The following is a 13,397-nucleotide window of genomic DNA, read 5'->3' as shown; positions in this document are numbered from 1 at the left end:
CCCCCCCCCCCCCCCCCCCGCCCCCCCCCCCGGCGGCCGCCCCCCCCCCCCCCCCCCCCCCCCCCCCCCCCCCCCCCCCCCCCCGCCCGCCCCCCCCCCCCCCCCCCGACCGTGGTGAACCGCTCGTCGGCCAACAGCACCGGTATCGGTGCGATCCGCTGTGCCAGCTCGTCGGCCAGGTCGATGGCGTCCTGCGCCGATGGCCCGATGCGGTCGGCCAGGGTGCGCGGCAGCCCGACGATCACCTCGACGGCCTCCAGCTCGGCGGTCAACTCGGCCAGCCTGCGCAGGTGCTTGCCGGAGCGCTCGCGGCGCACAGTTTCCACCGGGGTGGCCAGGATGCCGTCGGGGTCGCTGGATGCGACGCCGATGCGCACCTTGCCGACGTCGATGCCGAGGCGCCGTCCCCGCTGCCGTTCAACCACTCAACCGACCCGCGCTATCGCGGCGATCTGGGAGCGCACGGCCTCAATCGCCGCGTCGATGCCGGTCGGATTCTTTCCCGAGCCCTGCGCGAGGTCGGCCTTGCCGCCGCCGCGGCCGTCCACGGCGGTGGCGAGTTGCTTGACCAGGTCGTTGGCCCGAAGCCCCAGATCTTGGGCGGCCGGATTGGCGGCCACCGCGTACGGCACCGTGCCGCCCTCGCCCTCGGCGATCAGGGCGACCACGGCGGGGTCGCTGCCCAGCTTGCCGCGGATGTCGCCGACGAGGGAGCGCAGGTCGGCCGCCGTCATCCCGCCCGACATCCGCTGCGCCACCACACGAACGTTACCGATCCGCTCGGCGCCCGCGGCGGCGTTGGTGGCGGCGGCGCGCGCGCCGGCCATCCGTGCGCGCTCGAGTTCCTTCTCCGCGGCCTTGAGCCGCTCCACCAGGTTGGCCACCCGGGCGGGCACCTCTTCGGAGGGCACCTTCAGCGACGACGCCAGCCCGGCCATCAGCGCCCGTTCCTTGGCCAGGTGGCGGAACGAGTCGAGCCCGACGTAGGCCTCCACGCGGCGGACCCCGGAACCGACCGAGGCTTCGCCCAGGATGGTCACCGGGCCGATCTGCGCGGAGTTGTGCACGTGGGTGCCGCCGCACAGCTCCAGCGAAAACGGCCCGCCGATCTCCACCACCCGCACCTCGTCGGGATAGCTCTCGCCGAACAGCGCGATCGCTCCCATCGCCTTGGCCCTGTCGAGCTGCTCGGTGAAGGTGTGCACCTCGAAGTCGGCCTGCACCGCCTCGTTGGTCACCTCTTCGATCTGGGTGCGCTGTTCCTCGGAAAGCGGTCCCTGCCAATTGAAGTCGAAGCGCAAATAGCCCGGACGGTTCAGCGAGCCGGCCTGAACGGCGTTGGGCCCCAGCACTTGTCGCAGCGCAGCGTGCACCATGTGGGTGCCCGAATGCCCCTGGGTCGCGCCCCGGCGCCACCCCGGGTCCACCGCCGCGACGACGGTGTCGCCCTCGACGAACTCCCCGGATTCGACGTTAACCCGATGCACCCAAAGGGTTTTCGCGATCTTCTGCACGTCGGTGACCGCGGCGCGGGCGGACTCGTTGGCGCCGGTCCCGCTGATGGTGCCCTCGTCGGCGATCTGGCCGCCCGACTCGGCATAGAGCGGGGTGCGGTCGAGCACCAGCTCGACGCGATCCGCCCCGTCGGTGCCGTGGGCTACGACCGGCACCCGCTTGCCGTCGGAAAAGATGCCCAGAATCCTTGCCTCGGAAGTCAACTCGTCGAATCCGGTGAACTCGGTGGGGCCGGCGTCGACCAGCTCGCGGTACGCGCTCAGGTCGGCGTGGGCATGCTTGCGCGCCGCCGCGTCGGCCTTGGCGCGGCGCCGCTGCTCGGCCATCAGTTCGCGGAAGCCGGTTTCGTCGACGCCCAGGCCGGCCTCGGCGGCCATCTCCAGGGTGAGCTCGATCGGGAAGCCGTAGGTGTCGTGCAGCGTGAAGGCGTCCGAACCGGACACCACGCCCGAACCCGCCGCTTTGGTCGCGCCGGCCACCTCGTCGAACAGCTTCGAACCCGAGGCCAGCGTGCGGTTGAACGCGGTCTCCTCCGCGACGGCGATGCGCCTGATCCGGTCGAAATCGGTGACCAGTTCGGGATACGACGGCCCCATTGCGTCGCGCACGGTGGCCATCAGTTCGCCGACGATCGGGCCCTCGATGCCCAACAGCTTGGCCGAGCGGATCACCCGGCGCAGCAGCCGGCGCAGCACGTAGCCGCGTCCGTCGTTGCCGGGACTCACGCCGTCGCCGATCAGGATCGCGGCGGTGCGGCTGTGGTCGGCGATGATGCGGTACCGCACATCGTCGTCGTGGTTGCCGACGTCATACCCGCGCGGGGCGCGCGCCGCGACGGTGTCTATGACCGGCCGCAGCAGGTCGGTCTCGTAGACGTTGTGCACACCCTGCAGCACGAACGCGACCCGCTCGACGCCCATGCCGGTGTCGATGTTCTTGCGCGGCAACGGCCCCAGGATCTCGAAGTCGGCTTTGCCGGTGCCCTCGCCGCGCTCGCTCTGCATGAACACCAGGTTCCACAGCTCGACGTAGCGGTCCTCGTTGGCGATCGGGCCGCCCTCGACGCCGAACTCCGGCCCGCGGTCGTAGTAGATCTCCGACGACGGGCCGCACGGCCCGGGGATGCCCATCGACCAGTAGTTATCGGCCATGCCGCGGCGCTGGATCCGCTCCTCCGGCAGCCCGGCGATCTCCCGCCACAGCCCAAAGGCCTCGTCATCGTCGAAATACACTGTGGCCCAAAGCCTTTCGGGATCCAGCCCGTATCCCCCGTCGGCGAGCGGTTTGGTGAGCAGGGACCAGGCCAGCTCGATGGCCTCGCGCTTGAAGTAGTCGCCGAACGAGAAGTTGCCGGCCATCTGGAAGAAGGTGTTGTGCCGGGTGGTGATGCCCACCTCGTCGATATCCGGAGTGCGGATGCACTTCTGGATGCTGGTGGCCGTGGCGTACGGCGGGGTGCGCTGCCCCAGGAAGAACGGCACGAACTGGACCATGCCGGCGTTGACGAACAGCAAGTTGGGGTCGTCGAGGATCACCGATGCGCTCGGCACCTCGGTGTGACCCGCCTTCACGAAATGATCGAGGAACCTCTTCCTGATCTCGTGTGTCTGCACTTACGTTCGCTTCTTTCCGTGTCGCGTTGATTTTGCGGTGAATTTTGTATTGGCGTCGATTCCCAGCCTATTCGCCCGGATTGAAAGGCTGTTGCCTGGTGGCTAGCCCTCCAGAAAGCTCAACCGCACCGACCGCCGCGGATTGTCCCGGTTGAGGTCCACCAGCACGATGCTTTGCCACGTGCCCAGCAGCGGTTCACCGGCGGAGACCGGCACCGTCACCGACGGCGTGACGAGCGCCGGCAGCACGTGGTCGGCGCCGTGACCTTCGGAACCGTGCGCGTGGCGGTAGCGGTCGTCGCGCGGCAGCAGCCGTTCGAGCGTGTCGACCAGATCGTCGTCGGAGCCGGCGCCGGTCTCGATGATCGCGACCCCGGCCGTCGCGTGCGGCACGAACACATTGCACAGGCCGTCACCACAGCTGAAGCAGAACCTGCGAACCGCGTCGGTGAGATCCACGATGCGGCGACGCGCGGTGTCCACATTCAGCACATCGGTATGCACCCGGTCCAGCCTACGGGCGGGCGCCTGCGAGCGGCCAATCGATTGTGAGTGCTGCCACACCATTGCGGGTGCTCACCGGCAGGAGGAAGGTAGTGCGTGGACCGGTGGCGCCACCGGGGCGCTGCCCCGAGTAAGAGGGGGTGGATCGTGTACGCACGCTCTACCACAATCCAGGCGCAACCCTCGTCCATCGACGCCGGAATTGCGCATGTTCGCGATGAGGTGATGCCCGCGCTGCAAGGTATGCCGGGATGCGTCGGCGTATCCCTTTTGGTCGATCGCCGCTCGGGCCGGTGCATCGCCACCAGCGCCTGGGAAAGTGACGAGGCCTTGCGCGGCAGCGCGGACCACGTGACACCGATCCGCGATCGGGCCGCGGAAATGTTCGGGGGCACGGCAGATGTCGAGCAGTGGGAGATCGCCGTGCTGCATCGCGACCACCGCGCGCCCGAGGGCGCGGGCGTGCGGGCGACGTGGGTCAAGGTGCCGGCGGACCAAATGGACCAGGGCATCGAGTACTACAAGTCGTCCGTGCTGCCACAGCTCGAGAGCCTCGACGGGTTCTGCAGCGCGAGCCTGCTGATCGACCGCGAGTCCGGACGCGGCGTGTCCTCCGCGACGTTCGACAGCGTCGACGCGATGGAGCGGAACCGGGACAGGGCAACCGAACTGAAGAACTCGTCGATGCAAGAGGTAAGCGGCGAGGAACTCGACGAGGGCGAGTTCGAGTTGGCGCTGGCGCACCTTCGGGTGCCCGAGCTGGTCTGATCGAGACCCATTGGTAGACCGGCCGAACCGGGCATCGGCCGGTCGCCAGACTGCGCGCCTCGCGCCCATTGCGACCGATAACCCGGAGGAGGAAGGTATCTGGTGGGACCGGTGGCGCCACCGGGGCGCCGCCCCGACAGAGTGAGGGGTCGATCGTGTACGCACGCTCTACCACCATCCAGGCGCAACCCTTGTCGGTCGACATCGGAATTGCACACGTTCGCGATGTCGTCACGCCCGCCCTGCAGGAGATGGACGGGTGCGTCGGAGTGTCGCTGTTGGTCGACCGCCAGTCCGGCACCTGCATCGCCACCAGCGCGTGGGAATCCATCGAAACGATGCGCGCCAGCGCCGAGCGGATAGCGCCCATCCGTGACCGCGCCGCGCTGATGTTCGACGGCAGCGCGCGCGTCGAAGAATGGGACATCGCGCTGGTGCACCGCGACCACCCCTCCCGGGAAGGAGCATGCGTGCGGGCCACCTGGCTCAAGGTGGTGCCGGATCAGCTCACCCGCTCGCTGGACTTCTATCGCACGGCCGTCCTTCCGGAGATGGAGAACCTGGACGGCTTCTGCAGCGCCAGCCTGATGGTCGACCACCCGGCCTCGCGGCGCGCGGTGTCGTGCTCGACGTTCGACAGCCTGGAAGCGATGGCCCGCAACCGTGACCGTGCGACCGAGCTGCGCAGCAGGCGGGTGCGCGAGCTGGGCGCCGAGGTGATCGACGTCGTCGAGTTCGAGCTGGCCATCGCCGGCCTGCGGGTGCCCGAGCTGGCTTAGCTACGGCAGCGAATCCCCGGGGAACCCGCGGCAGGCGTGCACCTCGTAGGTGAACACGCCGGCCGCCACGCCCGGGTCGCCGTCCATGATCGCCGCGGTCTCGTCGACGGTCGCCGCGAACACCCCGACGCCGCACACGTCGGACCCGTCGGTGACCGGCAGCACCACCGGCAGCACGCCGTCGTCGCGCAGGGCGAAGTTGCGCCGCCCGTGCTCCCAGACGATGCCCGGTGCCGTGTCGTCGCCGAAGTTGGGCCCCCGCTTGAGGATGACGACACTGTATTCCTTCGCGGTGGGCAGCAGCCGGCCCATCTCCTCGTCGGTGAACGTCCTCATGGCCTCTTCCTACGGATGATCGCCCGCAGCCGGTCCAGTCGGCCGGCCATGTCCCGCTCGCCGCCGCGACCGGTGGGCCGATAGTAGTCGACATCCACCAAATCGTCGGGCGGATATTGTTGTGCGACAACGCCGTCCGGGTCGTCATGCGAATACTTGTAGCCCTGCGCGTTGCCCAGTGCCGCCGCGCCGGAGTAGTGCCCGTCGCGCAGATGCGCCGGCACCAGGCCGGCCTTGCCCGCCCTGACGTCGTCCATCGCCGCGGCCAGCGCGGTGGTGACCGAGTTGGACTTGGGCGCGGTGGCCAGGTGGATGGTGGCGTGCGCCAGCGTCAATTGCGCCTCGGGCATGCCGATCAGCGCGACGGTCTGCGCGGCGGCGACCGCGGTCTGCAGCGAGGTCGGGTCGGCCATCCCGATGTCCTCGCTGGCCAGGATCAGCAGCCGGCGCGCGATGAACCGGGGATCCTCGCCGGCCAGCAGCATCCGGGCCAGATAGTGCAGCGCGGCGTCGACGTCGGAGCCGCGCACCGACTTGATGAACGCGCTGATGACGTCGTAGTGCTGATCGCCGTCGCGGTCGTAGCGGACCGCGGCCTTGTCGAGGGACTGCTCGATGGCCTCGACGGTGACCGGCTCCCCCTGCACCGCCTCGGCGGCGACCTCCAGCGCGGTGAGGGCGCGGCGGGCGTCGCCGGCCGCCAGTTGCACGAGCAGGTCGACGGCCTCGGGCTGCACCACGACCTGACCGCCCAGGCCGCGGGGGTCATCGATCGCCCGCTGCACCACCGTGCGGACGTCGTCGGCGCTCAGCGGCCGCAGCTGCAGGATCAGCGAGCGGGACAGCAGCGGCGCCACCACCGAGAACGACGGGTTCTCCGTGGTCGCCGCCACCAGCAGCACCACCCGGTTCTCCACCGCGGAGAGCAGGGCGTCCTGCTGCGTCTTGGAGAATCGGTGCACCTCGTCGATGAACAGCACCGTTTGCTGGCCGGAAAGGAGGGCCCTGCGCGCCTGGTCTATGACGGCCCGGACGTCTTTGACGCCGGCCGACAAGGCCGACAGCGCCTCGAACCGGCGCCCGGTCGCCTGCGAGATCAGCGCGGCCAGCGTCGTCTTGCCGCTGCCCGGCGGGCCGTACAGGATGGCCGATGCCACGCCCGAACCCTCGACGAGGCGGCGCAGGGGCGATCCGGGTGCCAGCAGGTGGTCCTGCCCGACCACCTCGTCCAGCGACGCCGGGCGCATCCGCACCGCCAGCGGCGCGCCGGCTGACACGCCGACGTCGGGGTTGGTCGCCTGCGGTGCGCCGGGCAGGTCGAACAGACCGTCGGACACGGCTTTAGGCATACCACGCAGAGCGGACAACCATGCCCGCCGGCGGCGACCGCGACGCAGGCTGAATCGAATCCTCGCCCAACGGCCGCATCTTTGCTAAGTTCCCGGTTGCCAAGTTCAGTGCGCGTGCCCGTAGTGCGAATCCGACAGCTAGGACGGCAATGAGCCAGCCCCCAGAGCACCCAGGCAACCCATCCGACCCGCAGGGCGGGGGCAACCCCCCGGGCTACCCACCGCCGCCGCCGAACTACGGCTACCCGCCGCCGCAACCCGGTTACGGTGGGGCCCCCGGCGGCCCGGCCGCGCCGCAGTTCAACGTCGGCGAGGCGGTGACCTGGGCGTGGAACAAGTTCTCCCAGAACGCCGTAGCGCTCATCGTGCCCGTGGTGGTTTACGTGGTGGCGTTGGTGATCTTCGCTCTGGTCGCCGGGCTCCTGCCCGTGGTCTTCGGTCAGAGCACGAGCAGCACCTACACCGACCCCTACGGCAACACCGCCAGCAACGTCACCGTCAACTACAGCGCCGCGTCGTACGTCGTCCTGTTCATCGGCTACGTGCTGCTCTTCTTGACGGCGATCTACATGACCGCGGCACTGGCGTCCGGCTGCCTGGACATCGCCGACGGAAAACCGGTGACCATCGGAACGTTCTTCAAGGTGCGTAACCTCGGTGCCGTGGTGCTCACCTCGATATTGCTCGCGATCGGCGTCATGATCGGGTCGCTGCTGTGCATCATCCCCGGCCTCATCTTCGGCTTCCTTGCGATGTTCGCCATCCCGTTCGTCATCGACCGATCGCTCTCGCCGGTCGACTCCATCAAGGCCAGCATCGCGACCACCCGGTCCAACATCGGCGGCGCGCTGCTGTCGTGGCTCGTGCAGTACGCGGTGGTGTTGGTCGGTGAATTGCTTTGCGGGATAGGCCTTATCGTCGCCTTCCCGATCGCCCAGCTCATCCAGATCTACACCTACCGCAAGCTGTCGGGCGGTCAGGTCGTTCCGGCGACCCAGCCGGGCTACCAGACGGGCCCGCCGCCGGGATCGCAGCCCGCCTAGCCGACGCGTCGGTTTTCGCTGCGCAGCACGCTGCGCTGCGTGGTTGCGGCCCTTGTGGTGCAATCAGCGGTGATGAGTATCAAAGTCGCGCTGGAGCACCGCACCAGCTACACCTTTGATCGCCTGGTGCAGGTGTATCCGCACGTGGTGCGGTTGCGCCCGGCGCCGCACTCCCGCACGCCCATCGAGGCCTACTCGCTGCGCGTCGAGCCGGCCGAGCACTTCATCAACTGGCAACAGGACGTGGTGGGCAACTTCCTTGCCCGGCTTGTGTTTCCGGATCCCATGCGCCGGCTGACCATCACCGTCGGGCTCATCGCCGACCTCAAGGTGATCAACCCGTTCGACTTCTTCATCGAGGATTGGGCCGAGACCTGGCCGCCCGGCGGGTTGACCTATCCCAAGCCGCTGGCCGAGGACCTCGAACCGTACCTGCGGCCCGTCGACGAGGGCGACCCGGAGGCTGGTGGGGCCTCCGGTCCCGGCGAGCTCGTGCAGGCGTGGGTGCGCAACTTCTCGGTCCCGGACGGCACCCGAACTATCGACTTCCTGGTGGCGCTCAACCGCGCGATCAACGCCGACGTCGCCTACAGCCTGCGCATGGAACCTGGTGTCCAGACACCGGATTTGACGCTGCGCACCGGCGTCGGCTCGTGCCGCGACTCGGCGTGGCTGCTGGTGTCGATCCTGCGCCGGTTCGGGTTGGCCGCCCGCTTCGTGTCCGGCTATCTGGTGCAGCTGGCATCCGACGTCGAGGCGCTCGACGGACCGTCGGGGCCCGCGGCCGACTTCACCGATCTGCACGCGTGGGCCGAGGTGTACATCCCCGGTGCGGGCTGGATCGGGCTGGATCCGACGTCGGGCCTGTTCGCCGGCGAGGGCCACATCCCGTTGGCCGCCACCCCGCATCCCGCGACCGCGGCACCCATCAGCGGCGGCACCGAACCCTGCGAATCGGTGCTGGAGTTCTCCAACACCGTCACCCGGGTGCACGAAGACCCGCGCGTCACGCTGCCCTACATCGACCAGGCGTGGCAGACGATCTGCGAGGTGGGCCGCCGCGTCGACGAGCGGCTGGCCGCCGCGGACGTCCGGCTCACCGTCGGCGGCGAGCCGACGTTCGTGTCGGTGGACAACCAAACCGACGAGGAGTGGACGACGGCCGCCGACGGCCCGCACAAGCGGGAGCGGGCCTCCGATCTGGCGGCGCGGCTGAAGGCGGCGTGGGCACCGACGGGGCTGATTCAGCGCGGGCAGGGCAGGTGGTATCCGGGAGAACCGTTGCCGCGCTGGCAGATTGCGCTGTACTGGCGCACCGACGGGCGACCGCTGTGGACCGACGACACGCTGCTGGCCGACCCCTGGGCCGGCAAGCCGAACGGTCCGGCCGCGGACAACGAGGCGGCCTACAAGCTGCTCGCCGGGGTCGCCGAGGGCCTGGAGCTGCCGCTGTCGCAGGTGCGGCCGGCCTACGAGGATCCACTGGCGTGGCTGGCGGCCAAAGTGCGCCTGCCCGACGGCGACCCGGTGCAAGCGGGCGAAGACCTCACAGCCGACAGTGCCGCCGCCCGCGCCGCGCTGCTGGCCCGCCTCGACGAATCCACCACGTCCCCGGCGGCGTTCGTGCTGCCGCTGCACCGGCGTGACGACGGCCTGGGCTGGGCCAGCGCCGACTGGCAGCTGCGCCGCGGTCGCATCGTGTTGCTCGAGGGCGATTCGCCGGCGGGCCTGCGGCTACCGCTGGATTCGATCAGCTGGCGACCGCCGCGCGCGACGTTCGACGCCGACCCCCTGTCACCCGGCGAGCCCGCGGAGGAGTCGACGGCCGCGGTGGTCGACGACGATGCCGCGCCGCCTACGGCGATGGTCGGCGAGGTCCGCGACGGGCTGCTGTACATCTTCGTGCCGCCCACCGAGGCGCTGGATCACTTCGTCGACCTCATCGCGAGGGTCGAGGCCGCGGCCGCGCAGGCCCGCTGCCCGGTCGTGATCGAGGGCTACGGCCCGCCGCCGGATCCACGGCTGGCCTCGACGACGATCACGCCGGACCCGGGCGTAATCGAGGTCAACGTCGCGCCCACCGCCAGCTTCGCCGAACAGCATCGGCAGCTGGAAACCCTGTACGAGCAGGCGCGGCTCGCCCGGCTGTCCACCGAGTCGTTCGACGTCGACGGCAGCCACGGCGGCACCGGCGGAGGCAACCACATCACGCTCGGCGGCGTCACGCCCGCGGACTCGCCGCTGCTGCGCCGCCCCGACCTGCTGGTGTCGCTGCTGACCTACTGGCAGCGGCACCCGGCGCTGTCCTATCTGTTCGCCGGGCGGTTCGTCGGCACCACGTCGCAGGCGCCGCGCGTGGACGAGGGCCGCGACGAGGCGCTCTACGAACTCGAGATCGCGTTCGCGGAAATCTCCCGGCTGGCCGGACCTTTCGGGCGCAATGCGCCGCGGCCGTGGGTGACCGATCGGGCGCTGCGGCACCTGCTCACCGACATCACCGGCAACACTCACCGCGCCGAGTTCTGCATCGACAAGCTCTACAGCCCCGACAGCCCCCGCGGCCGGCTGGGCCTGCTGGAGCTGCGCGGCTTCGAGATGCCGCCGCACCTGCGCATGGCGATGGTGCAGTCGCTGCTGGTGCGGTCGCTGGTGGCGTGGTTCTGGGACGAGCCGCTGCGGGCCCCGCTGATCCGCCACGGTGCCAACCTGCACGGGCGATACCTGTTGCCGCACTTCCTGATTCACGACATCGCCGACGTCGCCGCCGACCTGCGCGCGCACGGCATCGCCTTCGAGACCAGCTGGCTGGACCCGTTCACCGAATTCCGCTTCCCGCGCATCGGCACCGCCGTCTTCGACGGCGTGGAGATCGAGCTGCGCGGGGCCATCGAGCCGTGGAACACCCTCGGCGAGGAGGCCACCGCGACGGGCACGGCCCGCTACGTCGACTCGTCGGTCGAGCGGATTCAGGTCCGCATCATCGGCGCCGCCCGCGACCGTTATCTGGTGACGTGCAACGGTTATCCGGTGCCGTTGCTGGCCACCGACAACCCCGGCATCCACGTCGGCGGGGTGCGGTTCAAGGCGTGGCAGCCGCCCAGTGCGCTGCACCCGACCGTCACCACCGACGTGCCGCTGCGGTTCGAGCTCGTCGACCTCGCCACCGGGACGTCGCGCGGCGGGTGCACGTACCACGTCGCGCATCCCGGCGGGCGCGCCTACGACGAGCCGCCCGTCAACGCCGTCGAGGCCGAGTCGCGGCGCGCCCGCCGCTTCGAGGCCACCGGCTTCACCCCGGGCAAGCTCGACCTGTCCGCAATCCGGGAGAAGCAGGCCCGAATATTCACCGACATCGGCGCGCCGGGCATCCTTGACCTGCGGCGCGTGCGTACCGTTCAGCAGTAATGGCATCCCCGGATTCCCTTGCGGTTCCTGCGGACCGCTACGACGCCGACCGGCTGCTGGCCGGGTACCAGACCGCGCGGGCGCAGGAAGCGCTGTTCGATCTGCGGCACGGCCCGGGGATCGGCTACGACGAATTCGTCGACAACGACGGAAACGTGCGGCCGGCCTGGGCCGAGCTGGCCGACACCGTCGCCGAGTGCGGGCGGGCGGGACTCAATCAGCTGCGGTCGCTGGTGCAGCGCCTGATCGACAACGACGGGATCAACTACACCGAGGTCGATTCCGGCCGCGACGGGCATGGCCTGGAGCCGAGACCCTGGAGCCTGGACAGCCTGCCGATCGTGATCTCCGCGGCCGACTGGGACGCGCTCGAGGCCGGGCTCGTGCAGCGCTCGCGCCTGCTCGATGCCGTGCTCGCGGATCTCTATGGGCCCCGCAGCCTGCTCACCGACGACGTGCTGCCGCCGGAGCTGGTGTTCGCGCATCCCGGCTACGTGCGCAGCGCCACCGGAATCGAAGTGCCCGGGCACCACCAGCTTTTCATGCACGCCTGCGACGTCAGCCGGCTGGCGGACGGCAGCTTTCAGGTCAACGCCGACTGGACGCAGGCCCCCTCGGGCGCCGGCTACGCGCTGGCCGACCGGCGCGTCATCGCGCACGCCATTCCCGACCTCTACGAGCGGATCGCGCCGCGACCGACCACCCCGTTCGCGCAGGCGCTGCGGCTGGCACTGATCGACGCGGCGCCCGACGTCGCCCAGGACCCGGTGGTGGTGGTGCTGTCGCCGGGCATCTACTCGGAGACGGCTTTCGATCAGGCGTATCTGGCCACGCTGCTGGGCTTTCCGCTGGTGGAAAGCGCCGATTTGGTGGTGCGCGACGGCAAGCTGTGGATGCGCTCGCTGGGCACGCTCAAACAGGTCGACGTGGTGCTTCGCCGCGTCGACGCCGTCTACGCCGACCCGCTGGACCTGCGCGCCGACTCGCGGCTGGGCGTCGTCGGTTTGGTGGAAGCACAGCACCGCGGCACGGTGACCGTGGTCAACACCCTGGGCAGCGGCATCCTGGAAAGCCCTGGGCTGCTGCGCTTTCTGCCCGAGCTGGCGGAGCGACTGCTGGGCGAACCCCCGCTGCTGGGAACCGCACCGCTGTACTGGGGCGGCATCGCGAGCGAACGCTCGCACCTGCTGGCCAATCTCTCGTCGCTGTTGATCAAGTCCACGGTTGGCGGGAAAACCCTTGTCGGGCCGACACTTTCGTCGACCCAGCTCACCGAGTTGGCGGCCCGGATCGAGGACATGCCGTGGCACTGGGTCGGCCAGGAGCTGCCGCAGTTCTCGTCGGCGCCGACCGATCATTCCGGCGCGTTATCGTCGGCCGGCGTCGGCATGCGGTTGTTCACCGTCGCCCAGCGCAGCGGCTACGCGCCGATGGTCGGCGGCGTCGGCTATGTGCTGGCACCCGGGCCCGCCGCATACACGCTGAAAACCGTTGCGGCAAAGGATGTCTGGGTACGCCCAACCGAGCGGGCCCGCGCCGAGGCGATCACGCTGCCCGCGGTCGAGCCACCGGTGAAGACTGCGGCGGGCACGTGGGCGGTCAGCTCGCCGCGCGTGTTGTCCGACCTGTTCTGGATGGGACGCTACGGCGAGCGGGCGGAGAACATGGCCCGGTTGCTGATCGTGGCCCGCGACCGCTTCCACGTCTACCGGCTCCAGCAGGACGCCGAGGAAAGCCTGTGTGTCCCGGTGCTGATGGCCGCGCTGGGCCGCATCACCGGGACCGACACCGGGGCCGACCACGACCATGCCGAGATGATCGCCATCGCCCCCTCGACGCTGTGGTCGCTGACAGTGGACCCCAACCGGCCGGGATCCCTGGTCCAGTCGGTAGAGGGGCTCGCGCTGGCCGCCCGGGCGGTGCGCGACCAGCTGTCCAACGACACGTGGATGGTGCTGGCCGGCGTGGAGCGCGCGCTGGCCCACAAGGCCGATCCGCCGCACTCGCTCGCCCGGGCCGACAGCGTGCTCGCCTCGGCGCATTCGCAGACGCTGGCCGGGATGCTGACGCTGGCCGGGATCGCCG

General features: G+C 70.0%; 9 protein-coding genes and 1 pseudogene. 5 read left to right on the top strand and 5 right to left on the bottom strand.

Going from position 1 to position 13,397, the window contains the following annotated elements; genetic code table 11:
- Nucleotides 1-77: 77 nt before the first annotated feature.
- The 3 genes and pseudogenes from ruvX to A5747_RS07305 all read right to left on the bottom strand — a co-directional run.
- Nucleotides 78-425, bottom strand: a pseudogene (gene ruvX / locus A5747_RS07315) (Holliday junction resolvase RuvX); the annotation flags it as partial.
- A complete protein-coding gene (gene alaS, locus A5747_RS07310; protein WP_076122990.1) occupies nucleotides 426-3,128 on the bottom strand; it encodes an alanine--tRNA ligase in 2,703 nt (900 codons plus the stop codon). It abuts the pseudogene before it with no gap.
- A 102-nt stretch (nucleotides 3,129-3,230) separates the two neighbouring features.
- Nucleotides 3,231-3,620, bottom strand: a complete 390-nt coding sequence (locus tag A5747_RS07305) for a secondary thiamine-phosphate synthase enzyme YjbQ (RefSeq protein ID WP_170874575.1) — start codon at nucleotides 3,618-3,620, stop codon at nucleotides 3,231-3,233.
- Between the two features lie 159 nt (nucleotides 3,621-3,779).
- Here A5747_RS07305 and A5747_RS07300 point away from each other — a divergent pair, with 159 nt between their 5' ends.
- Together A5747_RS07300 and A5747_RS07295 are read left to right on the top strand one after the other, a co-directional pair.
- Entirely contained in the window at nucleotides 3,780-4,400 is a 621-nt protein-coding gene (locus tag A5747_RS07300; protein ID WP_076122989.1) for a putative quinol monooxygenase, read from the top strand.
- 155 nt (nucleotides 4,401-4,555) lie between these two features.
- On the top strand, nucleotides 4,556-5,179 hold the full coding sequence (locus tag A5747_RS07295; protein ID WP_076122988.1) for a hypothetical protein: 624 nt from the start codon (nucleotides 4,556-4,558) through the stop codon (nucleotides 5,177-5,179).
- Here A5747_RS07295 and A5747_RS07290 read toward each other — a convergent pair whose 3' ends face one another.
- Together A5747_RS07290 and A5747_RS07285 are read right to left on the bottom strand one after the other, a co-directional pair.
- Nucleotides 5,180-5,515: a hypothetical protein gene (locus tag A5747_RS07290; RefSeq protein WP_076122987.1), complete on the bottom strand. Its 336-nt coding sequence runs from the start codon at nucleotides 5,513-5,515 to the stop codon at nucleotides 5,180-5,182.
- Nucleotides 5,512-6,864, bottom strand: a complete 1,353-nt coding sequence (locus A5747_RS07285; protein ID WP_076122986.1) for a replication-associated recombination protein A — start codon at nucleotides 6,862-6,864, stop codon at nucleotides 5,512-5,514. The genes A5747_RS07290 and A5747_RS07285 overlap by 4 nt, the downstream gene beginning before the upstream one ends.
- A gap of 149 nt (nucleotides 6,865-7,013) precedes the next feature.
- Here A5747_RS07285 and A5747_RS07280 point away from each other — a divergent pair, with 149 nt between their 5' ends.
- The 3 genes from A5747_RS07280 to A5747_RS07270 form a co-directional block, all read left to right on the top strand.
- Nucleotides 7,014-7,907: a hypothetical protein gene (locus tag A5747_RS07280; protein ID WP_076122985.1), complete on the top strand. Its 894-nt coding sequence runs from the start codon at nucleotides 7,014-7,016 to the stop codon at nucleotides 7,905-7,907.
- Nucleotides 7,908-7,979: 72 nt separating this feature from the next.
- Nucleotides 7,980-11,312, top strand: a complete 3,333-nt coding sequence (locus A5747_RS07275; protein WP_076122991.1) for a DUF2126 domain-containing protein — start codon at nucleotides 7,980-7,982, stop codon at nucleotides 11,310-11,312.
- On the top strand, nucleotides 11,312-13,397 hold a 2,086-nt coding region (locus A5747_RS07270), incomplete at its 3' end, for a circularly permuted type 2 ATP-grasp protein (protein ID WP_076122984.1). The genes A5747_RS07275 and A5747_RS07270, both read left to right, overlap by 1 nt.

This window comes from Mycobacterium sp. IS-836 (assembly GCF_001954275.1).
In the GTDB taxonomy this organism is placed as follows: Bacteria; Actinomycetota; Actinomycetes; order Mycobacteriales; family Mycobacteriaceae; genus Mycobacterium.
The sequence above is the reverse complement of the archived record's forward strand: the minus strand, read 5'-3'. Positions and strand labels throughout refer to the sequence as shown.